Annotated in this window: 27 protein-coding genes; 7 read left to right on the top strand and 20 right to left on the bottom strand. The window is 72.0% G+C overall.

Features of this window, described 5'->3' with window-relative positions; genetic code table 11:
* Nucleotides 1-130: 130 nt before the first annotated feature.
* Nucleotides 131-745, bottom strand: coding sequence for a TetR/AcrR family transcriptional regulator C-terminal domain-containing protein (locus ABT369_RS35910; RefSeq protein WP_350618908.1), 615 nt, complete (start codon nucleotides 743-745; stop codon nucleotides 131-133).
* Between the two features lie 89 nt (nucleotides 746-834).
* Here ABT369_RS35910 and ABT369_RS35905 point away from each other — a divergent pair, with 89 nt between their 5' ends.
* Nucleotides 835-1,257, top strand: coding sequence for an ester cyclase (locus ABT369_RS35905; protein WP_350618906.1), 423 nt, complete (start codon nucleotides 835-837; stop codon nucleotides 1,255-1,257).
* 3 nt (nucleotides 1,258-1,260) lie between these two features.
* Here ABT369_RS35905 and ABT369_RS35900 read toward each other — a convergent pair whose 3' ends face one another.
* From ABT369_RS35900 to ABT369_RS35880, 5 genes are all read right to left on the bottom strand, one after another.
* A complete protein-coding gene (locus ABT369_RS35900) occupies nucleotides 1,261-1,587 on the bottom strand; it encodes a DUF5808 domain-containing protein (RefSeq protein ID WP_350618904.1) in 327 nt (108 codons plus the stop codon).
* A gap of 47 nt (nucleotides 1,588-1,634) precedes the next feature.
* Nucleotides 1,635-2,849 carry an RNA polymerase sigma factor gene (locus ABT369_RS35895; protein ID WP_350618902.1) on the bottom strand — a complete coding sequence of 405 codons (1,215 nt, stop codon included), beginning with the start codon at nucleotides 2,847-2,849 and terminating at the stop codon, nucleotides 1,635-1,637.
* Nucleotides 2,843-3,187: a YciI family protein gene (locus ABT369_RS35890; RefSeq protein ID WP_350618900.1), complete on the bottom strand. Its 345-nt coding sequence runs from the start codon at nucleotides 3,185-3,187 to the stop codon at nucleotides 2,843-2,845. Before ABT369_RS35890 ends, ABT369_RS35895 begins: the two co-directional genes overlap by 7 nt.
* Nucleotides 3,188-3,254: 67 nt before the next feature.
* The gene (gene mgrA, locus ABT369_RS35885; RefSeq protein WP_350618898.1) at nucleotides 3,255-4,286 is read right to left on the bottom strand and encodes an L-glyceraldehyde 3-phosphate reductase; all 1,032 of its coding nucleotides are present in this window, start codon (nucleotides 4,284-4,286) and stop codon (nucleotides 3,255-3,257) included.
* A gap of 15 nt (nucleotides 4,287-4,301) precedes the next feature.
* Nucleotides 4,302-5,345, bottom strand: coding sequence for a suppressor of fused domain protein (locus ABT369_RS35880; protein WP_350618896.1), 1,044 nt, complete (start codon nucleotides 5,343-5,345; stop codon nucleotides 4,302-4,304).
* Nucleotides 5,346-5,462: 117 nt separating this feature from the next.
* Between ABT369_RS35880 and ABT369_RS35875 the strand changes: the two genes are divergently transcribed.
* Nucleotides 5,463-7,034: a methyl-accepting chemotaxis protein gene (locus tag ABT369_RS35875; protein WP_350618894.1), complete on the top strand. Its 1,572-nt coding sequence runs from the start codon at nucleotides 5,463-5,465 to the stop codon at nucleotides 7,032-7,034.
* A 222-nt stretch (nucleotides 7,035-7,256) separates the two neighbouring features.
* On the opposite strand, the gene ABT369_RS35870 is transcribed toward ABT369_RS35875, so the two are convergent.
* The 3 genes from ABT369_RS35870 to argS all read right to left on the bottom strand — a co-directional run bounded on the left by ABT369_RS35870 (nucleotide 7,257) and on the right by argS (nucleotide 12,217).
* Nucleotides 7,257-9,890, bottom strand: a complete 2,634-nt coding sequence (locus ABT369_RS35870; RefSeq protein WP_350618892.1) for a tetratricopeptide repeat protein — start codon at nucleotides 9,888-9,890, stop codon at nucleotides 7,257-7,259.
* A 97-nt stretch (nucleotides 9,891-9,987) separates the two neighbouring features.
* The gene (locus ABT369_RS35865; protein ID WP_350618890.1) at nucleotides 9,988-10,494 is read right to left on the bottom strand and encodes a hypothetical protein; all 507 of its coding nucleotides are present in this window, start codon (nucleotides 10,492-10,494) and stop codon (nucleotides 9,988-9,990) included.
* Between the two features lie 118 nt (nucleotides 10,495-10,612).
* Nucleotides 10,613-12,217: an arginine--tRNA ligase gene (gene argS, locus ABT369_RS35860; RefSeq protein WP_350618888.1), complete on the bottom strand. Its 1,605-nt coding sequence runs from the start codon at nucleotides 12,215-12,217 to the stop codon at nucleotides 10,613-10,615.
* A 19-nt stretch (nucleotides 12,218-12,236) separates the two neighbouring features.
* Here argS and ABT369_RS35855 point away from each other — a divergent pair, with 19 nt between their 5' ends.
* Nucleotides 12,237-12,917 carry a class I SAM-dependent methyltransferase gene (locus tag ABT369_RS35855; protein WP_350618886.1) on the top strand — a complete coding sequence of 227 codons (681 nt, stop codon included), beginning with the start codon at nucleotides 12,237-12,239 and terminating at the stop codon, nucleotides 12,915-12,917.
* On the opposite strand, the gene ABT369_RS35850 is transcribed toward ABT369_RS35855, so the two are convergent.
* Nucleotides 12,837-13,220: a hypothetical protein gene (locus ABT369_RS35850; protein WP_350618884.1), complete on the bottom strand. Its 384-nt coding sequence runs from the start codon at nucleotides 13,218-13,220 to the stop codon at nucleotides 12,837-12,839. The genes ABT369_RS35855 and ABT369_RS35850 overlap by 81 nt on opposite strands.
* Before the next feature lie 97 nt (nucleotides 13,221-13,317).
* Here ABT369_RS35850 and ABT369_RS35845 point away from each other — a divergent pair, with 97 nt between their 5' ends.
* The gene (locus ABT369_RS35845) at nucleotides 13,318-14,256 is read left to right on the top strand and encodes an STM4015 family protein (protein ID WP_350618882.1); all 939 of its coding nucleotides are present in this window, start codon (nucleotides 13,318-13,320) and stop codon (nucleotides 14,254-14,256) included.
* A gap of 3 nt (nucleotides 14,257-14,259) precedes the next feature.
* On the opposite strand, the gene ABT369_RS35840 is transcribed toward ABT369_RS35845, so the two are convergent.
* Nucleotides 14,260-14,721 carry a carboxymuconolactone decarboxylase family protein gene (locus tag ABT369_RS35840; RefSeq protein ID WP_350618880.1) on the bottom strand — a complete coding sequence of 154 codons (462 nt, stop codon included), beginning with the start codon at nucleotides 14,719-14,721 and terminating at the stop codon, nucleotides 14,260-14,262.
* A 102-nt stretch (nucleotides 14,722-14,823) separates the two neighbouring features.
* Here ABT369_RS35840 and ABT369_RS35835 point away from each other — a divergent pair, with 102 nt between their 5' ends.
* Genes ABT369_RS35835 through ABT369_RS35825 form a run of 3 tightly spaced genes read left to right on the top strand, consistent with a single transcriptional unit; the run spans nucleotide 14,824 to nucleotide 18,186 of the window.
* Nucleotides 14,824-15,666, top strand: coding sequence for a sigma-70 family RNA polymerase sigma factor (locus ABT369_RS35835; protein ID WP_350618878.1), 843 nt, complete (start codon nucleotides 14,824-14,826; stop codon nucleotides 15,664-15,666).
* Between the two features lie 10 nt (nucleotides 15,667-15,676).
* Nucleotides 15,677-16,150 (top strand): hypothetical protein, encoded by a 474-nt coding sequence (locus ABT369_RS35830; protein WP_350618876.1) that lies wholly within the window; start codon nucleotides 15,677-15,679, stop codon nucleotides 16,148-16,150.
* Nucleotides 16,151-16,206: 56 nt separating this feature from the next.
* Nucleotides 16,207-18,186 (top strand): AbfB domain-containing protein, encoded by a 1,980-nt coding sequence (locus ABT369_RS35825; protein WP_350618874.1) that lies wholly within the window; start codon nucleotides 16,207-16,209, stop codon nucleotides 18,184-18,186.
* On the opposite strand, the gene ABT369_RS35820 is transcribed toward ABT369_RS35825, so the two are convergent.
* The 9 genes from ABT369_RS35820 to ABT369_RS35780 form a co-directional block, all read right to left on the bottom strand.
* Complete coding sequence (locus ABT369_RS35820) at nucleotides 18,183-18,962, bottom strand: class I SAM-dependent methyltransferase (protein WP_350618872.1); 780 nt, start codon at nucleotides 18,960-18,962, stop codon at nucleotides 18,183-18,185. The genes ABT369_RS35825 and ABT369_RS35820 overlap by 4 nt on opposite strands.
* A 24-nt stretch (nucleotides 18,963-18,986) precedes the next feature.
* Entirely contained in the window at nucleotides 18,987-20,528 is a 1,542-nt protein-coding gene (locus ABT369_RS35815; protein ID WP_350619110.1) for a methyl-accepting chemotaxis protein, read from the bottom strand.
* A gap of 51 nt (nucleotides 20,529-20,579) precedes the next feature.
* A complete protein-coding gene (locus ABT369_RS35810) occupies nucleotides 20,580-21,341 on the bottom strand; it encodes an SDR family NAD(P)-dependent oxidoreductase (RefSeq protein WP_350618870.1) in 762 nt (253 codons plus the stop codon).
* Nucleotides 21,342-21,378: 37 nt separating this feature from the next.
* The gene (locus ABT369_RS35805) at nucleotides 21,379-21,507 is read right to left on the bottom strand and encodes a hypothetical protein (protein ID WP_350618868.1); all 129 of its coding nucleotides are present in this window, start codon (nucleotides 21,505-21,507) and stop codon (nucleotides 21,379-21,381) included.
* Nucleotides 21,504-21,836, bottom strand: coding sequence for a hypothetical protein (locus ABT369_RS35800; RefSeq protein WP_350618866.1), 333 nt, complete (start codon nucleotides 21,834-21,836; stop codon nucleotides 21,504-21,506). The genes ABT369_RS35805 and ABT369_RS35800 overlap by 4 nt, the downstream gene beginning before the upstream one ends.
* A 256-nt stretch (nucleotides 21,837-22,092) precedes the next feature.
* Nucleotides 22,093-23,493: a GH1 family beta-glucosidase gene (locus ABT369_RS35795; protein WP_350619108.1), complete on the bottom strand. Its 1,401-nt coding sequence runs from the start codon at nucleotides 23,491-23,493 to the stop codon at nucleotides 22,093-22,095.
* A 37-nt stretch (nucleotides 23,494-23,530) separates the two neighbouring features.
* The gene (locus ABT369_RS35790) at nucleotides 23,531-24,319 is read right to left on the bottom strand and encodes an ABC transporter permease (RefSeq protein WP_350618864.1); all 789 of its coding nucleotides are present in this window, start codon (nucleotides 24,317-24,319) and stop codon (nucleotides 23,531-23,533) included.
* A gap of 3 nt (nucleotides 24,320-24,322) precedes the next feature.
* Nucleotides 24,323-25,108, bottom strand: coding sequence for an ABC transporter permease (locus ABT369_RS35785; protein WP_350618862.1), 786 nt, complete (start codon nucleotides 25,106-25,108; stop codon nucleotides 24,323-24,325).
* Complete coding sequence (locus ABT369_RS35780) at nucleotides 25,105-26,124, bottom strand: ABC transporter ATP-binding protein (RefSeq protein ID WP_350618860.1); 1,020 nt, start codon at nucleotides 26,122-26,124, stop codon at nucleotides 25,105-25,107. Before ABT369_RS35780 ends, ABT369_RS35785 begins: the two co-directional genes overlap by 4 nt.
* Nucleotides 26,125-26,844: the final 720 nt, after the last annotated feature.

The raw sequence follows: 26,844 nt of genomic DNA, 5'->3' as shown, positions 1-26,844 counted from the left end.
AGGGCGGCCAGGCTCCGATACTCCCGCCAGCGTGGGACCGGCCGTCCCGCGGCGTCCCGGCGGTCCTCCCCCGCCGGTGTTCGGCCCGCCGGTCCGTTCGGTGCTCGTGTTCTTGTCGGAGCGCGTCTTCTTATCGGAGCGCGTCGAACCCGGCCAGCAGCGCGTCCACCGCGAACGTGAACCGGGCGGCGTCGTCGATGCCGGCGCCGCTCTCGACGGCCTCGACCAGCAGCGGGTGACGCTCGGTGTCGACGGGCAGCGGGCCGTCGGGCCCGATCGCGACCTCGGCCGCGGTGTGCCCGAGCACGAACAGCGTCAGCGCGTTCAGCGCGTCCAGCGCGTCGCCGCCCGAGAAGCCGGCCCCGGTCAGCGTGCGCAGGCCCGCCTCGGCCGCGTCCAGGGCCGCCGGGGTGACCGCGGGCCGGTTCACCGCGGGCAGCACGCCCGGGTGGCGCAGGAGCGCGGCCCGCAGGTCGTGCGCGTAGCCGCGCAGGTGTGCCTGCCAGTCGTCGCCCGCCCCGGCCGGGTAGGCGGCGGTGAACAGGCGCTCGACCATGCCGTCGATCAGCGCTTCCTTGTTCGGGACGTAGTGGTAGAGGGTCATCGCCTCGACCCCCAGCTCGGCCCCGAGCGCGCGCATGGTGAGCCCGTTGAGCCCGACCCGGTCGACGAGCGCCAGGGCCGCGTCGAGCACCTGTTCGCGGGTCAGGCCCGCGCGTTCGCCGCGCTGACGCTTCGCTGCCACGGGCGGATCTCCTCGGGGTTGCGGATTCTTACGTCGTAAGTCTACACTCGGCCGCAGCAAACTTACGACGTAAGAATGGAGCTGGCGCGATGGACGCGAACAAGCAGGTGGTGGCGGACTTCTTTCAGGCCGTGAGCGAGCGGCGGGTCGCCGACTGGGGGCGATACATGGCGGCCGACGTCATCGACCACAACAAGGTCATCTTCGGCGAGGAGGACGCGCCCGGGGCCGCGTTCGAGGGGTTCCGACAGCAGCTGGACGCGTTCGGCGAGGGCGGGATGTATCCACAGCAGCTCGTCGCCGAGGGTGACACGGTGGTGGCCCGGCTGGTCGTGCGCGGCACACACACGGGATTTCACCCGCGGATGCCGGAGCCCACGGGGCGCTCGTGCGAAGTGGAACAGATCTGGATCATGACCATGCGGGATGGCCGGATCGCCGAGATTCGGGCGGTCAGCGACCGGCTGGGCATGTTCCTGCAGCTGGGGTGGGACTGGCCCACCGTGGACTGATCGTCAGCGGCCCTGGTGGCCGGCGACGGTGCCGATGACGATGCTCAGCGCAATGAAGGCGAGCAGCCCGAAGACAGCCTGCCAGGCGCGGCGGTGGCCGAAGTTGATCGTCCAGCCCAGGCCGAGCCGCTTGGGGACGACCAGGTTCGGGTCGTCGGGGTTGGCGTAGATGAAGCCATACCAGCCGCGCTCATCGTCGCGACGGCCCGGCCGGGTGCGGGCGCTGATGGGAGCGCCCCGGCGGTTGATCGGGATGACGACGACGGCCAGCGCACAGATCGCGACGATCAACGCGACCGCGAGCAACTGGGCGAGCACCGGATGGGTCATCTTTCGAGCATCCCACTCGCCGGCAAGATGGTCGAGCGCTGACGCGGTCAGCCGGTAGCAGAAGGGAGGCTCGAGCGTTGCGTCATCAGAAAATCACGCTCCGCGGTGTTGCCCGCCAGCTCGGCCGCCTTCTCGTAGGCACTCTGCGCCTCGGACGAACGACCGGCCCGCCGCAGCAGGTCGGCCCGCACCGCGTGGAACACGTGGTAGCCGGCCAGGTCGAGACCCTCGATCAGCCGCAGGCCGGCGTCGGGGCCCTCCACCTCGGCCACCGCGACGGCGCGGTTGAGCGCGACGACCGGCGACGGCGCGACCGCCAGGAGCTGGTCGTAGAGCTGGACGATCTGACCCCAGTCGGTCGCCTCGGCATCGGATGCGTCGGTGTGCACCGCGTTGATCGCCGCCTGGAGCTGATAGGGCCCCGGCCGATCGCGCCGCAGGCACTCCCGCACCAGGCGGTGCCCCTCGGCGATCGCCGCCCGGTCCCACCGCGAGCGATCCTGGCGTGGCAGCGGCACCAGGGCGCCGGCCTCGTCGACGCGCGCCGGGCGCCGGGCCGCGGCCAGGATCATGAGCGCCAGCAGCCCGGCGACCTCGGGCTCGTCCGGCATCAGGCGGCGCAGCATCCGCCCGAGCCGGATCGCCTCGGCGCACAGGTCGTCGCGGACGAGCCCGTCGCCCGAGCTGGCCGCATAGCCCTCGTTGAAGATCAGGTAGATCACCGCGAGGACCGCGGCCAGCCGGTCGGGCAGATCGGCCTCGCGCGGCACCCGATAGGGGATGCCGGCGTCGCGGATCTTGTTCTTGGCGCGCACGATGCGCTGGGCCAGGGTCGCCTCCGGCACCAGCAGCGCCCGGGCGATCTCGGGCGTGGTGAGGCCGCCGAGCAGCCGCAGCGTGAGCGCCACCTGCGCGTGCCGGGCCAGCGCCGGGTGGCAGCAGGTGAAGACGAGCCGGAGGCGGTCGTCGGGCTCGTCCGGCGGGAGGTTGTAGATCAAGTCGGCCTCGGCGTGCTTCTCGGCGCGTCGCGCCTCGCGGCGGAGCCGGTCGATCGCGTGGTTGCGCGCGGTCGTGATGATCCAGCCGGCCGGGCTCGGGGGCACCCCCGCCGACCAGCGCTGCACCGCCGCCGCGAAGGCCTCCTGGACCGCCTCCTCGGCGAGGTCGATGTCGCCGAAGCTGCGGACCAGCACCGACACGGCACGGCCGTATTCCTCCCGGAAGACCCGCTCGATGGTCGGCGGGGTTGCCCCGCTCACCATCGGAAGGGCCGCACCTCGATCGGGAGCGTGGTGGCCTCGGCGCAGCGGCGCCCCCACTCGAGGGCCGCGTCCAGGTCCTCGCACTGCACGATCGTGAAGCCGCCGAGGTGCTCCTTGCCCTCGACGAAGGGGCCGTCGGTGACGAGCACGTCGTCGCCCTTGGGCCGCAGCGTGGTCGCGCTCGACGGCGGGTGCAGACCACCGCTGAACACCCAGACCCCGGCCTCCTTGGCGCTGCGCTCGAACTCGGCGACCCGCTCCATGATCTTCTGCATCTCCGCAGGCGCCGGGGGCTCGCCGACGCTCGGCTCGATGACGGCCAGCAGGTACTGCTTCATGGTCTCCTCCAGACGGAACGAAGCGACTTCCACCGGCTGTACGAATCGGGCCGGCCCGGAATCGACATCAGTGGGCGCTGGATTTCGCCCAGAGGTTGATGCCCGACTCGGTGGCGTGCCGGTCGATCGCGGCGAGCTCCTCGGCGGAGAAGTCGAGGTTGGCCAGCGCCGCGACGTTGTCCTCCAGCTGGGCGATGCTGCTCACGCCGATGAGCGTCGAGGTGACCCGCGGATCACGCAGCGTCCAGGCGAGCGCCATCTGGGCCAGGCTCTGGCCGCGCGCCGCGGCGATGTCGTGCAGGGCCCGGACCTTGGCCAGGTTCTCCTCGGTGAGGAGGTCGGTCGACAGCGAGCTGTTCTCGCTCGCCCTGGAGCCCGCCGGCACGCCGTTGAGGTAGCGGTCGGTGAGCATGCCCTGGGCCAGCGGGGAGAAGGTGATGCAGCCCATGCCCTCGCGGTTGAGCACGTCGAGCAGGCCGTCCTCGATCCAGCGGTTGAGCATCGAGTAGGACGGCTGGTGGATGAGGGCCGGAGTGCCGAGCCCGCGCAGGATCTCCGCCGCCTGCGCCGTCTTCTCCGGGGAGTAGGAGGAGACGCCGACGTAGAGGGCCTTGCCGGCGCGCACCGCGGCGTCGAGCGCGCCCATGGTCTCTTCCAGCGGCGTCTCGGGGTCGAAGCGGTGGGAGTAGAAGATGTCGACGTAGTCCAGGCCCAGGCGCTTGAGGCTCTGGTCGAGGCTCGCGGTCAGATACTTGCGGGAGCCCCAGTCGCCGTAGGGGCCCGGCCACATGTCGTAGCCGGCCTTCGAGGAGATGACGAGCTCGTCGCGGTAGGGACGCAGGTCGGTGGCCATGATCCGGCCGAAGTTCTCCTCGGCCGAGCCGTAGGGCGGGCCGTAGTTGTTGGCCAGGTCGAAGTGGGTGATGCCGAGGTCGAAGGCGCGCCGGGCCAGCGCCCGGTGCCCGTCGAGCGGCCGGTCGTGGCCGAAGTTGTGCCAGAGCCCGAGCGAGACGGCCGGCAGCTTCAGCCCGCTGCGGCCGGTCCGGCGGTATTGCATCTGCTCGTAGCGCGAACCATCTGCGGTATACGTCACGACCATCACAGTAGGACGGGGCTAGCCGATCGTCCGGACGATGTTGCCCTCCGGGTCGCGAATCGCCGAGGGTACGATCTCGACGACCAGCGGCTCCGCGCCGGGGGCCGCGCGGACGCCGGCCACGGGCACCAGCGCCTGCAGCAGCCCGTCGAGCGCCTCGCCGGTGAGCACGACCTCGAGCTGGTCCTCGGTGCCGGGCGCGGTGCCGACGAAGAAGCTGCCGGAGGCGAACTCGGCGCTGCTCTCGGGCCCGTCCACGCGCAGCGTGCGGCCGAACGGGAGGCGGCCGAGCAGCGTCTCGGCGACCACCGGGGCCACGTGTGCGCCCAGGACCAGGCGGATCAGGTCACCGTCGGGGCGCCAGCCGAACTCGGCGAGCGCGAGGGTCGCGGTGGCGGAGCCGTCGAGGCGGCGGCCCTCCTCGACCGTCTCGGCCACCTCCGGGTCGGCGGCCACGGACCCTCGGGTGAGGTCGGTGATCAGCAACGGGATGCGCCGGGCGAGCAGCTCGAGGAAGTCGAGCACGCTCCAGGCCTGGGTCGCGGCGTATTCGTCGGCGGTGATCCCCACGACCTGCAGGAACTGCACGGCGCCGTTGGGCGAGTCGATCGCGCCCAGCTCCGGGTCCTCGGTGAACACGACGGCTCGGATGAGCGTCTCGCGGTCCAGCGCGATTGGGCCGTTGAGGTCCATGTGGTGGTTGGGCTCGAACCAGTTGCCGGTCCGGAAGACGTAACGGGCCAGGTTCTGCAGGAAGTTCGCGGCCCAGATCGGCGGCTCGGTCTCGTCCCGGTCGCGGGCGATGCGGAAGGTGAACTCGAAGCCCCAGCCGGACTCGTCGGGGTTGTCGGACTGCTTGCCGTAGAGCTCGCTCATCCCGTAGGAGACCGCGTGCCAGTGCGGCACCGGATCGAGCCGGGGATAGAAGCTGATGCCGTCGAGCGGATCCGGGCCGCCGAGCGCCCACTTGCGGACCGTGCCGAAGTGGCGGGGCTCGACGCCGGGGTAGATCCGCTCCAGCGCCGCGTTGATCGCGTCCCAGCCGGGCGTTTCGGAGGTCATGCGGTGATTAAACCCGTTCGATGGCCGTCCGGCATGCCCCGCGAAAATCCTTCACCTCCGCACCATCGGGTCGATCAGGATCGGGGGGAGGCTGATCCCGTCGGAAGGGCACCGTGGATGAGCTGGTTCGCCGATCGGCCGGTAGCCGTGAAGATCTTCATGATCAGCGGCCTGTTCACCGTAGCCGCGATCGTCGCCGGCTTCGTGGGCGTGGCCAGCCTCAGCGCGGTCTACACGCATGGTGAGGCGATCGAGCGCGAGAACCTGCAACGGTCGCTGCAGCTGGCCGAGCTGCGCGCGCAGGCGCTCACGGCCCGCATCGCGATCCGCGACGTGGCCCTGTCGCCGGACAAGTCGGCCGCGACGACGAAGTTGGCGGCGGCGGACGCGGCCGTCGACGACGGGATCGCCGCCTATGCCGCCGCGGCCGTCGATCAGGATGCGATCCAGGCGTTCCGGGCGGTCTGGACCGAGTACAAGCAGGTTCGCGACGGCGAGCAGCTGTCGGCCGCGCAGAGCGGTGACGTGGCGAAGTTCGAGCAGATCGCGACCGACAAGGCCAACCCGCTGATCAACAAGGCGATGGCGGCGCTGGATCAGGCCGCGAACAGCGAGGCGAGCCAGGCCAGGTATCGGGCCGCGGTCGCCCGCACGGACTACCACCGGGCCCGCATCCTGCTGATCGGGGTGCTGGGCGCGGGCGTGCTGCTCGGCGGCGCGGTGGCGCTCTACACCGTCCGGCGGATCGTCGGTCCGCTGCGGCGGGTCGGCACCGTGCTCGCCGGGATGGCCGAGGGCGACCTGACCGGAGTGGCGGGCTCGGACAGCCGCGACGAGATCGGGCGCATGTCGGCCGCGCTCGACTCGGCCACGGCCCGCACGCGGGAGACGGTCCGCGAAGTCGCCCACACCGCGACCGGGGTCGCCGGCGCGGCCGGGCGGCTCGCCTCGAACAGCGAGGAGATCGCCCGCACCGCGGAATCGGCGTCGACCCGCTCCGGATCGGTGGCGTCGGCGGCCACGCATGTCGCGGGCAACGTGCACAGCGTGGTGGCCGGGGCCGAGGAGATGTCGGTGTCGATCCGCGAGATCGCCCAGTCGGCGTCGCAGGCGGCCGGGGTGGCCGCGGCCGCGGTGCAGGCCGCCGAGGCCGCGTCCGGCACGGTCGCCAAGCTCGACACCTCCTCGACCGAGATCGGCAACGTCCTGAAGCTCATCACCTCGATCGCCGAGCAGACGAACCTCCTCGCGCTCAACGCCACCATCGAGGCGGCCCGCGCGGGTGAGGCGGGCAAGGGCTTCGCGGTCGTCGCCAGCGAGGTCAAGGATCTCGCCCAGGAGACGGCGAAGGCGACCGAGGACATCGCGGGACGCGTGGGCGCGATCCAGAGCGACGCCCGGGCCGCGGCGGCCTCGATCGGGGAGATCAGCTCGGTGATCTCGGAGATCAGCCAGTATCAGACCACGATCGCCGCGGCGGTGGAGGAGCAGACGGCGACGACGGGCGAGATCAGCCGCAACGTGACGCAGGCGGCGGCCGGGACCGACGAGATCGCGTCGACCATCTCGGGGGTGGCGGACGCCTCGCGCGCGACGAGCGCGGGCATGGGCGAGTCACGCACGGCCTCGGCGGAGCTGGCGACGATGGCGGACCGCTTGCAGCAGCTCGTGGGGCGCTTCCGCTACTGAACCGGGCCGCTTCGCCGCTGAGCGTGAGCACCGCACGGACCGCTAGGGCTCGTCGGCGGCACGGACCGCTAGCGCACGTCGGCCGCACGGGCCGCTAGGGCACCTCCGCCTCGCGCACCGCCAACGCATTGTGGCGGGCCGTTGCGCATCTCGCGCGGGGGTCGGTGTCGCACCGTGCGTCCTGCCGATGGGCCGTCAGGCGTCCTGGCAGAGCGCAGCGGGCTAGATGCCCAGGCGGGCGGCCACCGTCTCGGCGGACGGGTGGCCCAGGCGCTCGTAGATGGCGTGGGCCCGTCGCCACAGGCCGATTGCCGGGGCGCCGTCCAAGGCGTCGCCCAGGCGGGTCGCGGTGTCGGCCTCGTCCAGGCGGTCGCCCAGCTCGGTGTAGCGGTCCAAGGCCGCTCGCAGGTGTTCCAGGGAGCGGTCGCGTTCGCCCAGGGCTGCGTGTACCCGGCCCAGGTGGGCCAGGGCCGCCGCCACCTCGTGCGGGTCGTCCAGGTCGGCGCGCAGCGACAGGGCCGCCTCGCCGTGGGCCACCGCCTCGGTGGCGCGGCCGGCCTGGGCGTAGTGCCAGGCCGCGGCGGCGTGGGCGGCGGCCTGGCCGTGGCGGTCGGCGGCTCGGCGGAAGAGAGCCAGCGCCAGTTCGTCGTGGACGATCGCCTCGGCGAAGCGGGCCATCGACTCCAGGAGTGCCGCGAGGTCCTGGCGGCAGCGGGCGGCCGCGGCCGGTTCGCCCTGGGCCAGGAAGCAGTCGGCGGCCTCGCGCAGGCGGCGGAGGGCGGACTCGTGCTGGCCGGTGTGCAGGTACGCGGCGGACTGGGCGCGCTGGGCCCTCGCCAGCAGGGCCAGGTCGCCCAGGCGCTCAGCCGCGCGGATGGCGATCTCCTGGGCGGCGATCCGGTCGTCCCAGCGGCCCGCGGCGTCCAGGTCGGCGTCGACGGCGTCGGCGATGCGCCAGGCATCCCGGTACCGGCCGCGGCGCATGGCCAGGCTCAGCACCGCGAACTCGGCGCCGTGCTCGACGAGCCGGTCCTGCATCGCGCCGCGCTCGGCGTCGGAGGTGCGGGCGGCCGCGTGCTCACGGAGCAGGGCGTGCATCGCGTATCGGCCGGGGCGCGCCTCGGTGATGAGCTGCGCCCGCGCCAACTCGGCGAGCGCATCCGCCGCGAGCCGTCCACTGAGGACACTCGCGGAAGACGTGGACGACGTGGACGCGGAGGACGTGGAAACGGCGGAGACGGGGGCGGACGAGGCGGCCGCGCCTGAGGCGGAAGCGGGAGAGGCGGACGCGGAAGAGGCGGACGCGCCTGAGGCGGACGCGGAAGAGGCGGACGCGGGAGAGGCGGACGCGGCGGAGATGGGGGCGGGAGAGGTGGACGCGGCGGGAGCGGGAGACGTGGATGCGGCGGAGGCGGGAGCGGTCGCGATCAGGACGGCGGCGTCGGCTGGTGCGAGGTCCGGGCCCGGGTGGGCGCCGAAGCCGCGGAAGAGGCGGCGGGCATCCGGGGTCAACCGGTCGTAGGCCCACGAGAACGCCGTCGCCTCGGCCAGGGCGTCGGCCACTGCGGTCAGCCGAAGCTCCGGGTGCAGCGCCACGCGTGCCGAGACCACCGACAGGGCCATGGGCAGCCGGCCGCACGACGTGATGATGAGGTCCACCGCGTCCGGCTCCGCCGCTACCCGGTCGGCGCCGATGCGCGCCGCCAGCACGGCCCGCGCCTCGGTGCGGTCGATGGCGTCCAGCACCACCGTGGCCACACCGTCCATTTTGGACAGCTTCGCCAGGCCGACGCCGGCGCTGCCGACGACATCGTCCTCGCCCGCGGCGGGGCGCCCGGGCCACGCCTGAACCGCGCTCGCGATGGGGCTTCCGGGCCGCACCGGAGTCGCGCTCGCGAAGGAGCTTCCGGGCCGCGCCGGAGTCGCGTCGGCATCGTCCTCGCCCGCGGCGGGGCGCCCGGGCCACGCCTGAACCGCGCTCGCGAAGGAGCTTCCGGGCCGCGCCGGAGTCGCGTCGACATCGTCCTCGCCCGCGGCGGGGCGCCCGGGCCGTGTCGGAGTCGCGGCGAGACCGAACAGGCCGCTGCGGCCGGTGATGATGGCGACGCTGTCGCCCGCGGCGGGAAGGAGCGGGCGCACCTGGGCCGCGTCGGCGGCGTCGTCGAGCACGAAGAGCACGCCGCGGCGGGCGGTCAGGCTGCGGAACAGGCCCGTGCGGGCGGCCACCCCGAGCGGCAGGTCGGCCGGGGCCACGCCGAGCGCGTCGAGCAGGATGCGCAGCGCCTCGGCCGGCGGGAGGGGCGGGCCGGACGGGTCGGAGCCGCGCAGGTCCAGGAACACGGCGCCGGCCGGGAAGCGGTCGGCGATTCGGTGTCCATAGTGGATGGCCAGGGCGGTCTTGCCGACGCCGGCCGCGCCGCCGATGACCACGGCTCGCGCGCCGGGCAGGAGGCGGTCCAGGCGCGCGACGACCCCGGCTCGGCCGGCGAAACCGGGCGGCGCCGGCGGGAGTGCCCGCGAACCGGTGCCGGGGGCCGAGCCCCCGAGCGTCGACGAGCCTCCGGCGGCCGGGAAACCGGGCCGGACCGTCTCGATGCGGGAGCGAGCGGACGCGAAGGCGAAGCACTCGGCCGGCGAGGCGCCGAGCAGGCGGAGCAGCGCTTCCAGGCGCTCGGCGGGCGGCAGGGCGCGGCCGTCGAAGTACGTGCCGATGACGGCGTGCGGCCAGCCCGTGCGGGCGGCCATCTCGCCGAAGGTCAACGGGGACGACCGGACCCGCCGCGCCTGCCTTCGCCGCAGGTCACGCAGGAGCCCGGAGAGCTCGTCCAGGGTGGAGACACCCGACGGATCTACCACGTCGGGAAGCCTGCCACAGCGGTACAACTTCGGCTTGAGAAAAACGGCGATGCCCCGCCCCGTGATGACACAGAGCGGGGCACCACCACACGCAGCGTCAGGCGCAGATCGCCTCGAGGTCCTTGCCGGCGGCGTCGATGTCGCTCGTCAGCTTGTCCATGTCACCGAGCGAGTTGATCTTCGCCAGGTACTCGGGCGAACCGAACAGCTTGAGGCCGTCGGCGCCCTTGTCCAGCGCCGCCTGCAGCTTCGGGTCCAGGGCCTCGGTCTTGAGGGCGCGCAGCTTCTCGGCCAGCGCGTCGGCGAGCTCCTTGGCCTTGGCCGCCGCGGCGGTCTCGGCCTGCTTGTTCTTCGAGCCCTTCGCCGCGATCATGATGCCGATCTGCTCACCGATGGGCTTGATGTTGTCCTCGGTGATGAGGGCCTCGGCCTTGGTGCAGACCTGCTTCGTGTTCGCCTTCACGTCGGGCGTGGGACTCGACGTGGCGGCGGCGGTGGCCCCGGTGGAGGACGAGGCCGAGGTGCCGCTTTCGGAGGTGTCACCGCAAGCGGCGGCGGTGCCGACGAGCGCGGTGAGGATGGCTACGGTCAAAAGCCGTCGCACGTGGGAGTCTCCTCAATCTGTGGGTTGCGTCACGCCTTGGCGTAGCTCCGGGCATTCCGGGGCCCTGGGGAGCAGGCGGACGCCGGAGCGTAGCAGCCGGGGATGGCGTCGCGCTGTCTCACATCTTGCTCGGCGCCGCCATGCCGAGCAGGTCGAGCCCGGCGCGGAGGGTGCGCGCGGTCAACGCGCACAGGGCCAGCCGGCTCGCGCGCACCGGCTCCGGCGCCTCCAGCACGCGACACTGCTCGAAGAACGCGCTGAAGCTCACGGCGACCGCGTGCAGGTGCGTGGTGAGCTTGTGGAACTCGAGCGTCTCGCCGACCCGGGCCACGACGCCGGGGAACTCGAGCAGCTCCAGCGCGAGCGCGCGTTCGGCCGGATGCGTGATCGCGAAGTCGTTGCCGACCGCGTCGACGTCACCCCGGCGGAAGATCGAACACACCCGGACGTGGGCGTACTGCAGATAAGGCCCGGTGTCCCCGGTGGTCGCGAGCATCCGATCGAAGTCGAACGTGTAGTCCTTGACCCGGTCGCTGGACAGGTCCGCGTACTTCAACGCGTCGATCCCGATCGCCCCGGCGCGCGTGTCCGCCTCGTCGAGCAGCTCCGTGAGCTTGATCGCGGCGCCCAGCCGGCTGCGCAGCATCTTGCCGTCAGTGCCGAGGACGGAACCGAACGCGATGTGCTCGGCGCGAACCGAGGCGGGGAGCCAGCCCGCGGCCCGGGCGAGCGCGAAGACCATCTCGAGGTGCTGCCGCTGCGGCGCGCCGACGACATACAGCAGGCGCGTCGCCTTCAGGACGTCGACGCGGTACCGCACCGCGGCGAGATCGGTCGCGGCGTACCCGTAGCCGCCGTCCCGCTTGCGAACGATCAGCGGGGCGTTGAAGCCGTCCAGAAACGCGCACAGCGCACCGTCGCTCTCGCGCAGCAGGCCCTTCGCCAGCAGGTCGTCGACCACACCGTCGAGTGCCGCGTTGTACCGGCTCTCCCCGGCGAAGTCACTCTCCCGCAGGCGTACGCCGAGGCGGTCGTAGACGCTCAGGAGGTACACCTGCGATGTCGAAACGATCGTGCGCCACTGCGCGATCGTGTCCGGGTCACCGGCCTGCAGCCGCACGACCCGCCGGCGCGAGCGCTCCTGAAAGTCCGGGTCCGCCTCGAACCGGCGCCGGGCGGCGGCGTAGAACGCGCTCATGTCGGCGGGGTCGAGCTCGGCCCCGCCGGCCTGGTGCTCGACCAGCATCCCGAAGTTGGTGCCCCAGTCGCCGAGGTGGTTCTGCCTGATCACGGCGTGCCCGAGGTGCTCGAGCACCCGCACCGCCGCGTCCCCGATGACCGTCGAGCGCAGGTGCCCGACGTGCATCTCCTTGGCGGCGTTCGGCCCCGAGTAGTCCACCACGACGGTCTCGGGCTCCACAGTGGACACTCCGAGGCGCGGGTCGGCCGCGGCCGCGGCGAGCCGGTCGGCCAGTGCGCGTTCGGACAGCGTGAGGTTGACGAATCCGGGCCCGGCGACGCTCACGTCGGAACACAGATCGTCGAGCTCGACCGTCGCGACGACCGCAGCCGCGACCGCCCGCCCGTCGGGCCGGCCCACGGCCCCGTCGGCCTGAAAATCACCGAACCGGGATCGGCGCAGGGCGGGGTCGACGGTCGATCCGGTCACGGTCTCGAACGCGGCCGCGAGTCTGTCCCGCAGCACCTTGCCGATGTCAGCCATGCTCCTGAAGGCTAACGAGGTGCCCGAAACTACGCGCCTGGATTTTGAGCCGGCGACCGCCCGCTCCTACGACGCGCTCTCCGCCAACCATCTCGACATCATCAGCTCGGACCCGTCCGATCGCGCGCACTTGGAGCTGTTCGCGGCGGCGGTACTGCACGAGCCCGGCCCGGTCGCCGACATCGGCTGCGGCGCGGGCCGCCTCACCGGGGTCCTCGCGGAGCTGGGGCTGGACGCGTTCGGCGTGGACCTGTCCCCCGCCCTGATCGCGATCGCCCGCGCGGCCCATCCGCACCTGCGCTTCGAGGTCGGCTCGATGCTCGACCTGGACATCCCCGACGGCTCCCTCGCGGGCCTGCTCGCCTGCTACTCGATCATCCACGTGCCGTGGGAGCTGCGCCCGGCCGTGTTCGCGGAGTTCCATCGCGTCCTGCGCCCCGGTGGCGTGCTGATGCTGGCGTACCAGGTCGGCTCCGACGCCAAGCACCGCGACTCCCACGACGGGCTCGAGCTCGACGTGACCTGGTACCGCCAGCAGCCCGGCGAGCTCGCCGGGCTGCTGCGGGAAGCCGGATTCGAGGTGTCCCACGAGGCCGTGCGCCCCGCGCGGGAGGGCGAGCTAACGCCCCAGGGCCACCTGCTCGCGACGGCCGGCGGGCGCCCACAGGAACACGATCGCGGCGACCTCGCAGACGAGTGACAGCGCCTGGAGCGTGACGATCGGCACCGCGTAGCCGGGCATCTGCGCGAGCACGCTCGGCAGCGCGGCGTGGGCGAGCATCTGGATGCCGAGCACGAGCGTGAGCACGCGGCGCGTCTTGGGCCGCCCGCCGCGCAGCTTGTACGCGCGCAGCGGCAGCAGCACGGCGAGCACGAGGTGCGGCACGACGGCCCCGATCCCGGCTGACCCGAGCGCCACGAGCGTCACCCCGATCGCGAGCACGTGCAGCGCGGCGATGGCGAGAACGGCGGCGAGGGTGCGGTTCATGTTCTTCTCGGTCATGTCTACGACGGTATGAGCGAGCGGGCCGCCGCACTCCTGCCCGTCGTCATCGCCGCACCATGACCGATGTCATGGGGCCGCCTGTTAGGTTCGGGCCGTGACGTTTCACGCGAGTACCGAGACGTTTGCCGGGCGTCCCGTGGTGGACGTGGAGCCGGGCGAGCCGCTGCCCGATGTCGACGGGCCGGTCGCCTGGCGGTTCGGGTTCTTCGAGGAAGACATCGACGACATGGAGGGGCCGAACCCGGCCTACAACGCGGCGTTCGACGAACTGCTCGACGGGATCGACACCGAGGCGGTGCACGCGCTGGTGCTCGGCTCGTGGGGATACGCCGCGTTCGCCGACGCGCCCATCGACAAGCTCGTCCAGGCCGCGCACCGGCTGCCGCATCTCGAGGCGCTCTTCCTCGGCGACATCACCGGCGACGAGTGCGAGGTGTCGTGGATTCGGCAGGGGGACCTCGACCCGCTGCTGGCGGCGTACCCGAAGCTGCGCGTCCTGCGCGTGCGCGGCTCCGAGAACCTCCGGCTGTCCCCGCTGCACCACCCGCACCTCGAGGAGCTCGTGTTCGAGTCCGGCGGGCTGCCCTCCGAGGTCGTCACCGCCGTGCTCGACAGCGAGCTGCCGGCGCTCGAGCACCTCGAGTTCTGGCTCGGGGTGCGCAACTACGGCGGCAGCGTCGCCGTGCGGCACCTCGAGCCGCTGCTCGGCGGCGGGCGGTTCCCGGCGCTGCGCCGCCTGGGGCTGCGCAACGCCGAGATCGCCGACCGGATCACGGCCGCGCTCGCCGGGGCCCCGGTCGTCGGGCGCCTCGAGGAGCTGGACCTCTCGATGGGGGTGCTCGACGACGCGGGGGCCGAGGCGCTGCTGGCCGGGCAGCCGCTCACCCACCTGCGCCGGCTCGACCTGCACCGCAACTTCCTGTCGCCCGAGTTCGCCGCGCGGATCGTGGCGGAGCTGCCGGGCGTGGACGTCGACGTGACCGATCAGCAGGTCGAGGGGCGCCGGGGGCGGTACACCGCGGTCTCCGAGTGAGACTCAGCCCCACATCTGCGGTGCCTGGGTGCGGGTCGCCGCGTTGATGCGGTTGAAGAAGTTCGTGGTCGCGATCCACAGCACGATCGCGCCCAGCTCCTCGTCCTTGAAGTGCTCCGCGGCCGCGTTCCACACCGGGTCGGGCACCGCGTCGCCCTTGTCGGCGAGGCGGGTGGCGTGCTCGGCCAGGTCCAGGGCGGCGCGCTCGGCGTCGGTGAAGTACGGCGTCTCGCGCCAGGCCGCGATCGAGAACAGCCGCTCGTCGGTCTCGCCGGCCTTGCGCATGGACCGCGCCCCCGAGTCCACGCACGGGCTGCAGCCGTTGATCTGGCTCGCCCGCAGGTGCACGAGCTCCAGCGTGCTCTGCGGCACGCCGGCCGAGTGCGCGGCCTTGTACAGCAGGTTGATGGCCTTGACCACGTCCGGGCTGGCCGTGGTGGTCGTGTCGATTCGAGCCTTCGACATCGTCGTCTCCTGTCACATCGCGGCGGTTTGCTTCGTCGCCCGGTTGACGACCGCACTCGGGATAACGTGACAAATGTGGCGCAGGCCACAAAAGGGGTGGACATGACCGGCGACGAGGGCCTGGCCCGGCAGTTCGAGGAGCTCCGGCCGCGGCTGCGGGCGGTGGCGCAGCGCATGCTCGGCTCGGCGAGCGAGGCCGACGACGCGGTGCAGGAGGCCTGGCTGCGGCTGGCCCGCGACGACCAGGACAAGCACAACCTGGCCGCCTGGCTGACCACCGTGGTGGGCCGCATCTGCCTCGACATGCTGCGGGCCCGCACCAACCGCCGCGAGGACCCGCTGCCGGTGGCCGAGCGGCTCGAGGCCGCGGACGTGGACCCCGAGCAGGAGGCGGTGCTCGCCGACTCGGTGGGGCTGGCGCTGCTCGTGGTGCTGGAGACGCTCAGCCCGACCGAGCGGCTGGCGTTCGTCCTGCACGACATGTTCGCGGTGTCGTTCGACGACATCGCCGTCGTGGTCGGCAAGAGCCCGGCCGCCGCCCGCCAGCTCGCGAGCCGGGCGCGGCGCCGCGTCCAGGCCGGCCCGGCCGACCCCGGCGAGAGCGACCGGAAACAGGAGGTCGTGGCCGCGTTCCTGGCCGCGTCCCGGGGCGGCGACCTCGGCACCCTCCTGACGCTGCTCGACCCCGACGTGGTCATGCGCGCCGACGAGACCGCGGCGCGGATGGGCGGCCACGGCGAGACACGCGGCGCGGAGGTCGTCGCGGCCTTCTTCAACGGCCGCGCGACGGGCGCCCGCCTGGCCGACATCGAGGGCCTGCCGGGTGCGTTCGTCGCCGCCGTGAACCTGGCCCTGGCATTCACGGTCATCAACGGAAGGATCACCGCCATCGAGGCCGTCGCCAACCCCGAAGACCTGGACGAAATGGCCATCCAACTCATCTAGACTCGCGCGAATGGAAGACGTCAACGAGATCTTCAACGACTTCGCCGCGCTGTTCACCGGGCACCTGCGGGACCCGGACGGCGAGGACGTCGTGCACGCGGACCGGCTCGACCGGGCCGCGCTGGACGGCACGCTGGAGAGCCTGAAGGTCGTGGACGCCTACCTGGAGCACCTCCACCAGCACCGCCCCGAGCGCATGGGCCCGGACTGGGCCCGCACCGTCCTGCGCGCGGGCGCCTACACCGGCGAGATCATCCGGCACACCGCCGCCCGCCGCTACGACTGGATCGACTACGACGTCTTCACCGCGGAGTACCCCGGCATCCGGCGGCTGCTCGGCGACCGCGGGCTCCCGGTGGCGTCGGTGCTGTCGACCGGCGACGGCGGGTTCACGCTGCCGCTGAACAAGGTGGTCAAGTATCTGGCGAACGGCTCCGAGGACAGCGTGTGGTACTACGCGTCCGTCGAGATCCGGAGCTCATGAAAGCTTCATTTCGAAAGCGATGGATTTGATTACGTGAGTGTCACAGCCTCGCGGCTGTGAGAAAAAAGCTAGCCGTGGCACTCGCCGCCGCCCTGGTCCTGCTGCCCCAGTTCGCGGCCGAGGCGGCCACCGGCCGCAACGTGTCCGCCGACGCGGCGATGTATCCGCGTGCGATCCGCCTCGCGCACTCCGGCTCGGCCAACGGGCGCGTGATCGCGACGATGACGCAGTTCCCCGCGGGCGGGCCGGCGGGCGGGATCTACGAGAGCGTCAGCGACGGGGGCGGCTTCCAGCGCGTCGGTACCGTCGCCGACCCGGACGCCCGCCAGGGCCTCTGCTGCACCTCGCTGTTCGAGCTGCCGCAGGCGGTCGGCGGGCTCGGCGCGGGCACGCTGCTGTGGGCCGGCGCGGTCGGGCAGGACGGCGGCGACGGCCGGCGGATGAGCATCAAGCTCTGGGCCAGCACCGATGTGGGGCGAAGCTGGCGGTCCCTCGCGACCGTCGCACGGTCCGGCAACTCGGGCGGGTTGTGGGAGCCGGAGTTGTACGTCGACAGCGCCGGACGCCTCGTCACGCTCTTCGCGGACGAGAGCCAGCCGGGGCGCAGCCAGGTGCTGGTGCAGTCGACCTCGGCCGACGGCGTGAACTGGTCGGCCCGCACGCCGATCGTCACCGGCCCGCAGTCCGGCAACCGGCCCGGCATGCCCGCGGTGGAGCGGCTCGCCGACGGGCGCTGGCTGCTCGCCTACGAGGTGTGCGGCTTCGGCGGGCAGTACGACTGCGCCGTTCGCTCCCGCACCTCGACCGACGGCACGAGCTGGGGCGACCCGGCGCGCCTCGACCCTGTGGTCACCGCGGGCGACGGGCGCTACCTCACCGCCACCCCGACCCTGGCCACCACCGCGACCGGGCGCGTGCTCCTGATCGGCCAGCGGGTGCGCAACGCCGACGGCACCGACTCGGCGGTCAACGAACGGGCCATGCTCGCCTCCGCGGACAACGGGCGCTCCTGGACCGTTACGGCGACCCCGGTCGCGGTGCCGGGCGCGCGCTCGGCGGTGTGCCCGAACTACAGCCCGGTCGTGGTGCCCACGGCGGACGGCACCGGCGTGCTCCAGGTGACCACGGACGACACGGGCTCGGGCTGCCACGCGGTCTACGCCGAGGGGCTCCTGGCGCCGGCCGCCGCGGTCGCCGGCCGGTTCACCACGGGCGGCGGGGCCTGCGTCGACGTCGCGGCCGGCGGCGGGGCCAACGGTGCCGCCGTGCAGACCTGGCAGTGCAACGACGCGCCGGTACAACGGTGGACGCTGCGCCCCGACGGCTCCGTCGCGGCCCAGAACCGGTGCCTGGACGTGCCCGGGGCGGCCACCGCCGCGGGGACCCCGCTGCAGATCTGGGACTGCAACGGCGGCCCGGCCCAGCAGTGGCTGCGGCGCGTCGACGGGGCCCTGCTCAACCCGAACTCGGGCCGGTGCGTGGACGCGCCGAACGGGCAGACCGCCAACGGCACCCGGCTGCGGCTGTGGGACTGCAACGGGGCGGCCGCGCAGCGCTTCCCCTTCACCACCAGCACCGGGCTTTCCGTCGGGAGCACCGTGACGCTGCGGGTGACGACCGCGGGCTTCACCGATCGGTACCTCCGCCGCCAGAACGACCTCGCGGTCACCTCGGTGCTCACGTCGGCGAGCGCGGAGCCGGATCGCCAGGACGCCGCGTTCGTGGTGCGGGCCGGCCTGGCGAACGCGAGTTGCCTGTCGCTGCAGTCCGTGGCGACGAACGGATTCCTGCGGCACCGGAACTACGCGCTGCGACTGGACGCCGCGGACGGGTCGGCACTGTTCAATGCCGATGCGACCTTCTGCCCGGAGACGGTCGCGAACGGGGTCAAGCTGCGGTCGTACAACTTTCCGGACCGGTACGTGCGGCACTACAACGCGACCGGGTACATCGCCTCGCCCTCGGGGCCGAACGCCTTCGACGCGCCCGGGAACTTCGACGCGGACGTGACCTGGCGGGTGGAGGGGGCGCTCTAGGGCTTCGTGCCCCACGCGGAGATCATCGGGGACGTCGACACGTCCAGCTCACCGGCGTCGAGGTTGGCGAGGTGCTCGTCGATCTCGGCGGCGGTGGCCAGGCCCGCGTCCAGCAGCCGGCCGCGGATCTGCTCCACCGTGGCCCGCTCCAGCCGGGCGCACGCGGGGCCGGTGACCGGGAAGTACGCGTCCGCGGCGACCTCGGTCAGGCCGGCCTCGCGCAGGAGCCGGGGCAGGGTGCGCCCGTAGGCGAGGTCGACCGCCCGGCCGGCCATCAGGGTGCGGAAGTCGCGCTTGAGCTTGTTGGCCAGCGCCTGGGCCGGCCCGGACTCGTCGAGACAGGCCAGCGGCTGCAGCGCCGGGTCGGCCTCCTCCAGCAGCAGCCGCCCGCCCGGGCGCAGGGCCGCGACCATGGCCCCCAGCGCCTCGGTGCGGTTGGGCACATGCACCAGGAGCAGCCGCGCGTGTACGACATCAAAGCCCTCGCCGGGCGGAGGCTCCGCGCCCACGTCGTGCCGGCGCACCTCGAACCCGGCCCCGGCCGGCAGCCAGGAGACGTCGAGGTCGGTGGCGAGCACCTGCCCGTCCGGCCCGACGCGCGCGGCGAGCCACGCCGGCACCGTCGGCCCGCCCGCGCCCACCTCCCAGACCCGCTGCCCCGGCCCGATCCCGAGCGCGTCGAGGTGCCGGAAGGTGGAGGCGTCGAACAGCTCCGCGAGCGCCCCGAAGCGGGCGCCGGCCTCGGGCTGGGCATTGTCGAGCAGGTACTGACCCATGCCCGTCACCGTATCGCCGAGCGGTCAGACCTGGTACGCGGCGACGGTCGAGCGCAGCTCGGCGGCCATCCGGGCCAGCTCGGCCGCGGTCGCCTGGGTCTCGGTGGCGCTGCTGGAGACCGTGGCCGCGCTACTCGCCACGTGGGTGATCGTGCCCGCGATGCCCGACGAGCCGTCCGCGGCCTGGGCCACGCGGCGAGCGATCTCGGCGGTGACCGCGGTCTGCTCCTCGACCGCGGACGCGATGGTCGCCGCGTAGTCGTTGATGGTGCCGATCACGCTCCCGACCTCGCCGATGGCCGCGATCGTCCCGCTCGTCTCCTGCTGCATCGAGCCGACCTGGGCCGCGATCTGCTCGGTCGCCTCCGCGGTCTGCCGGGCCAGGTCCTTGACCTCGCCGGCGACGATCGCGAAGCCCTTGCCGGCCTCGCCCGCGCGGGCGGCCTCGATGGTGGCGTTGAGCGCGAGCAGGTTGGTCTGCTCGGCGATCGCGGTGATGAGCGCGATGACGGTGGTGATCTGCGCCGACGCGTCGCCGAGGCGACCCACGCTCGAGCTCGTCTGGGCGGCGGTGCGGGCCGCGGACTGGGCGACGCCCGCGGCCTCGGCGGCGTTGCCCGCGATCTCGCGGATCGCCTGGGTCATCTCGTCGGTGGCCGCGGCGACCGCCTGCACGTGGTGGGAGACGTCGTCGGCGCCGGTGGAGACGTCGCCGACCTGGGCCGTGGTGCCCTCCGCGGCCCGGGCGAGCTGGTCGGAGACGGCCGAGAGCTCGCCCGAGGCCATGGCGACCTGGTCGGAGGCCTGGCCGATGCGGCGCACCATGGCCGCGACCGATTCGGCCGTGGTGTTCAGGGCCGTCGCCACCTGGCCGATCTCGTCGCGGTGCTGCGGCGGGACGCGCGCGGTGAGGTCGCCGGCGCCGATGCGGTCCAGGGCCCCGACGCACGCCCGCAGCGGCCGCGTGATCATCCGGCTGATGACGAGCGCGATCGCCACGCCCAGCACGAAGCTGACCGCGAGCATGATGGCGACGGTCCGGCGCGTGTTGTGGAACAGACGCTCGGCGGTGTCGTCCTCGCGGGTCGAACGCGCGACGGTCGCGGTCTCCAGCGCGCCGAGCGCGGCTCGCACGTCGGGCACCGCGGCCTCGCGCGCCTGGCTGTCGCCGATGCTGCCGAGGTACCGCTGCCAGGTCTTCTGGAACGCGTCGAGCGCGCTGCTCTGATCGCCGTCCAGCCCGAGCGCCCGGCAGGCCTCGACGGCCGCGGTGACCTGGCGTTCGAGGCCGTCGAGGGCCTGCGTGGCGGAGGCGCGCCCGGGCGCGTCGGTCGCGAGCGCGTAGTCGTCCGCGGCGACGATGGCCTGCCCGGCGAGATCGCGGAGGGTGCCCGTGACCTGGAGCTGGCGGTTGTACCCCGCCATGGAGCCGACCTGGTCGTTGATCGAGCCGAGACTCTCCAGCCCGACGATGCCGTCACCGATGCTGAACAGCGCCACGACGAGCACCGCGAGCAGGATCTTCGTGCCGACCGACCGGTCCGCGACGACGCCGGAAACACGCATCAGCACCGGCCTTCCGCAAACTGCACATATGGGGCTGATACGACAGTACGACTAGTTCTGTTGCTGTGTGGGCCGGACCAGCATCTCGTTCACGGCCACGTGCCGCGGCCGGGTGACGATATAGGCGATGGTGTCCGCGATGTCCGGGGCCTGGAGCCGCTCGACGCCCTCGAACCGCTGCTCGATCGTCTCGCGGATCGCCGGCCGGTTGTGCCCGGCCAGCTCGGTGGCGACGGCGCCGGGCTCGACCAGCGAGATGCGCACGAACCGCCCGGTGACCTCCTGGCGCAGGGCCTCGCTGAACGCCCCGACCGCGTGCTTGGTGGCGTTGTAGACGCCGCTGCCGTTGCGCGCGACGCGTCCGGCGACCGAGCTGACGTTGACCATGTCGGCCACCCGGCGCGGCTCCTGCCCGGCGCTGTCGAGCAGGTGGGGCAGGGCGGCGCGGGCGCAGTACAGCAGCCCCATCACGTTGATGGAGACCATCCGCTCCCACTCCTCGACCGGCGCATCGACCACGGGCCCGAGCAGCATCACGCCGGCGTTGTTGACGAGCGTGTCGAGCCGCCCGAGCCCGTCGACGGCGCGCCGCACGGCCGCCTCGGCCTGCTCCCGCTCGGTGATGTCGGCCTCGATGACCAGCGCCCGCCCGCCGTTGCCCTCGATCTGCGCGGCGAGCGCGGCGAGCCGATCCCCCCGCCGCGCCGCGAGCGCCACCGCGGCTCCCCGCTCAGCCAGCGCCAGCGCGGCGGCCTCACCGATGCCGCTGGAGGCCCCGGTGACGAGCGCGACAGTTCCGTCCAAAGTTCCCATGCCCGGGAAGCTACCCCCGGGCATGGGAACCGAAGCGTCAGCCCTGCACGATCTGGAACTTCGCCGTAGTGATGGTCCGCTTGTCCGGGAAGGTGGCGCCCTTGTCGTCCTGCGCGCCGACCCAGATGTCGCCCTGGGACTGGTTCGACTCGATCGGCGCGATCACCTTGACGGTGTAGACCTTGCTGCCGCCCGCCGGGATGCTGCCGCCAAGGCAGGGCACCGGCGCCATGTCGCCTGGACCGCCCAGATCGTCTCGATGTCGGCACCCTGCTTGCCCTCGCTGCCGGCGCTGCCGACCACCTGCCCCAGGGTGACGATCTTGCCGGTGGCGTCGCGGTCGAAGGCGAGCACCTTGTAGTCCGACCCCTGCGGGCTGCAGGACAGGAGCATGATCGTCTCCTGCGCCCCGTCGTGGTCGACGTCGACGTACGCCGGGTCGCCCTCCAGCTTCAAGGGCGGGTGGGCGCCGCCGTTGCCGCCGCTGAACTTCACCGCGCCCTTGCCGCAGCCCTCGTCGAAGCCCTTGGGCCAGGCGGGAATGGTGAGGGTCGCGTTGCCGAGGTCGGTCTTGCTGATCCGCCCGTCCGGCGCGGTGGCGGTGACGCTCGGCTCCTCCCCATCGACGACCGGCTCTCCGGTCTCACGGCGACAACACGCCGCAGTGGGAAAAGTGGTTGCAGTCGATCCTCCGTCATCCAGGCGACAGATAACGGGAGGCGGTCACACGTCTGCTACCTGCGGGACCTCTTCACCGCTCACGGATCCGGCGAATGGTGTCGCGGAACCACAGTGCGCTCATCTTCGGTGTCCGCGCCTGGGTGTCGTAGTCGACCCGGACGATGCCGAAGCGCTGGGTGTAGCCGTATCCCCACTCGAAGTTGTCCATCAGGGACCAGGCGAAGAACCCGCGGATGTCGGCGCCCTGTTGCCGGGCGAGCGCCACGGCGCCGATGTGGTCGACCAGGTACTCGGTGCGCCCCTCGTCGCGGACGAACCCGGCGCTGTCCGCGGTGTCGTCGAATGCCGCACCGTTCTCGGTGATGACGATCGGCAGATCCGGATAGTCCTGGCTGAGTCGCAGCAGCAGCTCGGTGAAGCGGTCCGGGGTGATCGGCCAGCCCATCGCGGTGTGCGGCACGTCCTGCGGCACGTCGCGAACCACCGGCATGCCGTCCGGCCCTGTGGTGTTGCCGGCCTCATCGGTACCGGAGAAGAGCTGTCCGAAGTAGAAGTTCACGCCGAGCACGTCGATCGGGGCGGAAATGGTTTCCAGGTCGCCGTCGTGCACCGGGATGGTGACGTCGCGATCGGCGAGATCGGCGAGCACGTCGTCCGGATAGCGGCCGTAGCGCAACGCGTCGAGATAGATCCGTACGCTGAAACCGTCCGCCCGCCGCGCCGCCGCCCGATCGAGGTCGGTGTCGGTGACCGGGCGTGCCGCGGCCAGGTTCAGAGCGATACCGAACTGCAGGTCACGGGCGGCGGCCGCGCGCATCCGCCGGGTGGCGAGCCCATGCCCGAGCAACAGGTGGTGCTTCGCGGCCATGCCCGCCGCGAAGTCCTTGCGGCCCGGCGCGTGGTCGCCCGACACATAGCCCAGCCAGGCAGAGCACCACGGCTCGTTGAGCGTGAACCAGGTGTCCACCCGATCGCTCAGCGCGTCGAACACCATCATCGAGTAGTCGGCGAACCGGTAGGCGGTGTCGCGCACCGGCCAGCCGCCGGCGTCCTCCAGTTCCTGCGGGAGGTCCCAGTGGTACAGCGTCACCCATGGGTCGATGCCGGAGGCGAGCAGTTCGTCGACGAGCCTGTCGTAGAACGCCATGCCGCGGGGGTTCACCGGGCCGCGACCGTGTGGCTGCACCCGCGGCCACGCCACCGAGAACCGGTAGGTGTCCACTCCGAGGTCCTTGATGAGCGCCACATCCTGCGGCATCCGGTGGTAGTGATCGCAGGCCACGTCCGCGTGGTCGCCGTCCGCCACCGCGCCGGGCACCCGGCAGAAGGTGTCCCAGATGGACGGCGTGCGCCCGTCCTCGGCGACCGCGCCCTCGATCTGGTACGCCGAGGTGGCGACTCCCCAGCGGAAGGTGGGCGGCAGGCTGAGGATCGGGCCGGACAGCCCGGGCACGGCGGCGGTGGGATGCATCATTCTCCTGACTGGGACTGGGGAGCAGGTGCTCGATCTAGTTGCCCGCGCTCTCGTACCGCAGCAGCCCCCGCTTGAAGATGACCGTCGCCGCCGCGGCGCAGTACGCGGCCACGAGCGGCGTCAGCAGCCCGATCCAGGGCACCGCCCCGGTCCCGCGCAGGAACGCGATCGGGAAGAAGGTCACGAAGGCGAAAGGCACCAGGACGCCCAGCGCCGCCTTGATCACGAACGGGTAGATCGACAGGGGGAAGCGGGCCAGGTCGCCGATCTGGTGCACGGAGAGGGCGAGCAGCGGTGTGGGGCTGGACAGCCAGAACGACGCCGCGTTGGTGGCCAGGTTGATGGACACCTTGATGACAACGGCGCTGAGCAGCATCACGACGGCGAGCGGCACCGTCCACGCTGACCACGGGATGTCGACGTGGGCGACGGCGGTGCCGATCATGATGCCGCCGACGACCATGTTGCTCAGGCCGTTGATGCCGACTTGCGCGCTGCTCGACTGCAGCGCCACCGGATAGGGGCGGACCAGGAAGTAGTCGAGTTCGCCCATGTTGATCTGCTCGGCCAGCCGCCACATGCCCTCGAAGAAGAACGAGCCGACGCCCTCGGCGAGGGCCACCACGCCGAACATCAGCATCATGTCCCAGAAGGTCCAGCCGTTGAGCGCGGGCACCTTCGCGAACAGCGCGGTCAGGAAGACGATGTTGACGACCTGCGTGAGCACCGTCGCCACCGCCATGATCCAGAAGTCGGCCTCGTGCTCCAGCAGCGCGCGCAGGTGCGCGCCCAGCAGCCGGACATAGAGCCTCGTCGTCCGCACGGCTCAGCCTCCGTTCACGGTCAGCTGACGGATGGCGGCACGCCAGATCAGCCGGGCGCCGAACCACAGCACGATCACCCACGCCAGTTGCACGGCGACCAGCACGAGCCCGCGTCCGGGGTCGACCCGCCCGATGAAGATCAGCGCGGGGGTGGAGGTCAGCCCGGCGAACGGCGACCACTGCGCGAAGGTGGCCAGCCAGCCCGGCAGGAAGGCCAGCGGGATCAGCGCACCGGACAGCAGGTTGATGATGACGAACCGGGCCATCTGCACACCGACGTAGCTCTGCGTCCAGAAGCAGGCGAGCGCGCTCACGTAGACGATCAGGAACTTGAGCGGAATGACCAGCAGCATGCTGCACAGGAACAGGCCGAGCATGGCCGGGGACGGAGTGGCCACGCCGCCGGTGAGGGTGAGCGTGGCGCCGCCGACCACGGCCACCACCAGCACCTCGATCCACGCGCCGCCGAGGATCTCGGCGAAGCGGGCACGCTGGTAGTCCAGCGGCTTGACCAGGTCCAGGGCCACCAGCCCCATCTGGATCCGGAACGCCATCCGGAAGTCACTCATCATCGACACCAGGGTTCCGGTGGCGAACGCGACCAGCAGGTACCCCTGCATCTGCGGCCATGTGAACCCCTGCACCGCCGACTGCGCCAGGAGCACCCGCCACACGGCCAGCAGCGCTACCAGCTGGAACAGTACGGCGCCGAGACCGAGCAGAAAGTTGGTCCGGTAGGTCACGGCGCTCAGCGCCACCGCCCGGCCGAGCGCGTAGTAGGCCCTCATGCGGACGACCCCGCCTGGTCCAGCACCAGGTCACCGGAGTACACCCGGCGGATGACGTCCTCGATGCCCGGCTCATCGACGCGGAGGTCGACCAGGTTGACCAGTCCGGACAGGCTGGCGACGACGTGCCCGGCGGTCATGTCGAAGCGGTCGAAGCGCACGGAGAACTGCACGGGCGTCTCCCCGGCGGCGACCTCGGCACCGGCCAGCGCGGCCCGCACGGCGTCGAGCGGCACGGCCCGCTCGGTCTCGACGTGCAGGATCCGTTCCCGGGCGAACTGGTCCTTCACCGCCTGCAGATCGCCGTCGAAGACGATCCGGCCCTCGTCGATGATGACCAGCCGGCGGCAGAAGCCCTCGATGTCGGCCAGGTCGTGGCTGGTGAGCATGACCGTCGTGCCCGCGTCCCGCAGCGTCCGGAAGAGCTCGCGGACCCGGTCCTTGACCGCCAGGTCGAGCCCGATCGTCGGTTCGTCGAGGTAGACGATCTCGGGCCCGTGCAGAATGGCGGCGGCGAGGTCGGCACGCATCCGCTGGCCCAGCGACAGGCGACGCCCGAGCATCGGCAGGATCTCACCGAGCTCGAGGACGTCGTCGAACTGTTGCAGCCGGCGGCGGTACGTCGCTGGGTCGATCCCGTAGATGTCGCGCAGCACCGCGAACGACTCGGCCACCGGCAGGTCCCACCAGAGCTGCGTGCGCTGGCCGAACAGCACGCCGATGCGGTGGGCGATCGCGATGCGGTCCCGCTGGGGGTGCAGGCCGTCGATGCGGACGCTGCCGGACGTGGGCACGAGGATGCCGGTGAGCAGCTTCACCGTGGTGGACTTGCCGGCTCCGTTCGGCCCGACGTAGGCGACCGCCTCACCCGCCTCGATGGCCAGGTCGACGTGGTCGACGGCGACCTTGTCGGTGTACCGCCGCGTGAACAGGTGCTTCACCGCTCCGGCGAGGCCCGGGTCCTTGTCCGGCCTGCGGAACACCTTCGTCAGGCCCCGTGCTTCGACAATCGGCATCCGCCGGTCACCCCATCCCTCGTCATGCTGGTTTCTCGGTGCGGGCCTGGCCGGCCTGCGAGAAGCCTTCTCTCGCGGGCCGCGTCGTGCCGCAGGTTGCCGAGGATGAATGACCCGCCGAGCCCGGCGGCCAACGTGACGAATTCCCGCACATATGCCGACGGCATCAGCAGTGCATCGTCCTGCACGACAAGGTGGCGGGTAGCGGCGGAATCGACGGCCGGCCAGGCGTTCAGGGCAGCGGCAAGGAGATCCGAGGTCGGCGTCCACCACCACGCGCATTCCCTCGAATTCGACCGCCAATTGGCGTGTCACATAACTCGCGCGCGGTATTACCCACTATTGCGACGGACAGAACCGTCGGACGTGTCGCTGACACAATACGTCGCCCCCGTGGCTGACAGCATCGACGAGCGCTGATACTGACACGACACGGCTGCCGAGTCAAGGGCTGAGCCGGTGTGAGACTCGCACTTTATCTAAGTCGCTAACTAAGCGTAGTCGATTCCACTGTGCGTAGTCGTCGCTCGTGGGTTGCCACGAAACGCGGCGATGCAGGGGCGATGAGCAGCCCAAAGCCGACGGACGAGCCGCGCGAGTACGATCACCGAAAGTCACGGACGCTCCCACGCCGGAGCCGGCCCACCTTCAAAGAATCAACCACCTACATAGTCAGGTTCCACGCCGTCGGGCGCGCCGGATGACTCCAGTCGCCCTTGA

Source organism: Dactylosporangium sp. NPDC000244 (genome assembly GCF_040300725.1).
Lineage (GTDB): Bacteria > Actinomycetota > Actinomycetes > Mycobacteriales > Micromonosporaceae > Dactylosporangium.
The sequence above is the reverse complement of the archived record's forward strand: the minus strand, read 5'-3'. Positions and strand labels throughout refer to the sequence as shown.

What these genes read in the sequence shown, in the direction of transcription:
- ABT369_RS35905 (WP_350618906.1), top strand. Translation starts at nt 835, where the DNA reads ATGGACGCGAACAAGCAGGTGGTGGCGGACTTCTTTCAGGCCGTGAGC.
- ABT369_RS35900 (WP_350618904.1), bottom strand. Translation starts at nt 1,587, where the DNA reads ATGACCCATCCGGTGCTCGCCCAGTTGCTCGCGGTCGCGTTGATCGTC.
- ABT369_RS35895 (WP_350618902.1), bottom strand. Translation starts at nt 2,849, where the DNA reads ATGGTGAGCGGGGCAACCCCGCCGACCATCGAGCGGGTCTTCCGGGAG.
- ABT369_RS35890 (WP_350618900.1), bottom strand. Translation starts at nt 3,187, where the DNA reads ATGAAGCAGTACCTGCTGGCCGTCATCGAGCCGAGCGTCGGCGAGCCC.
- mgrA (WP_350618898.1), bottom strand. Translation starts at nt 4,286, where the DNA reads ATGGTCGTGACGTATACCGCAGATGGTTCGCGCTACGAGCAGATGCAA.
- ABT369_RS35880 (WP_350618896.1), bottom strand. Translation starts at nt 5,345, where the DNA reads ATGACCTCCGAAACGCCCGGCTGGGACGCGATCAACGCGGCGCTGGAG.
- ABT369_RS35875 (WP_350618894.1), top strand. Translation starts at nt 5,463, where the DNA reads ATGAGCTGGTTCGCCGATCGGCCGGTAGCCGTGAAGATCTTCATGATC.
- argS (WP_350618888.1), bottom strand. Translation starts at nt 12,217, where the DNA reads ATGGCTGACATCGGCAAGGTGCTGCGGGACAGACTCGCGGCCGCGTTC.
- ABT369_RS35850 (WP_350618884.1), bottom strand. Translation starts at nt 13,220, where the DNA reads ATGACCGAGAAGAACATGAACCGCACCCTCGCCGCCGTTCTCGCCATC.
- ABT369_RS35840 (WP_350618880.1), bottom strand. Translation starts at nt 14,721, where the DNA reads ATGTCGAAGGCTCGAATCGACACGACCACCACGGCCAGCCCGGACGTG.
- ABT369_RS35835 (WP_350618878.1), top strand. Translation starts at nt 14,824, where the DNA reads ATGACCGGCGACGAGGGCCTGGCCCGGCAGTTCGAGGAGCTCCGGCCG.
- ABT369_RS35830 (WP_350618876.1), top strand. Translation starts at nt 15,677, where the DNA reads ATGGAAGACGTCAACGAGATCTTCAACGACTTCGCCGCGCTGTTCACC.
- ABT369_RS35820 (WP_350618872.1), bottom strand. Translation starts at nt 18,962, where the DNA reads ATGGGTCAGTACCTGCTCGACAATGCCCAGCCCGAGGCCGGCGCCCGC.
- ABT369_RS35815 (WP_350619110.1), bottom strand. Translation starts at nt 20,528, where the DNA reads ATGCGTGTTTCCGGCGTCGTCGCGGACCGGTCGGTCGGCACGAAGATC.
- ABT369_RS35810 (WP_350618870.1), bottom strand. Translation starts at nt 21,341, where the DNA reads ATGGGAACTTTGGACGGAACTGTCGCGCTCGTCACCGGGGCCTCCAGC.
- ABT369_RS35795 (WP_350619108.1), bottom strand. Translation starts at nt 23,493, where the DNA reads ATGCATCCCACCGCCGCCGTGCCCGGGCTGTCCGGCCCGATCCTCAGC.
- ABT369_RS35785 (WP_350618862.1), bottom strand. Translation starts at nt 25,108, where the DNA reads ATGAGGGCCTACTACGCGCTCGGCCGGGCGGTGGCGCTGAGCGCCGTG.
- ABT369_RS35780 (WP_350618860.1), bottom strand. Translation starts at nt 26,124, where the DNA reads ATGCCGATTGTCGAAGCACGGGGCCTGACGAAGGTGTTCCGCAGGCCG.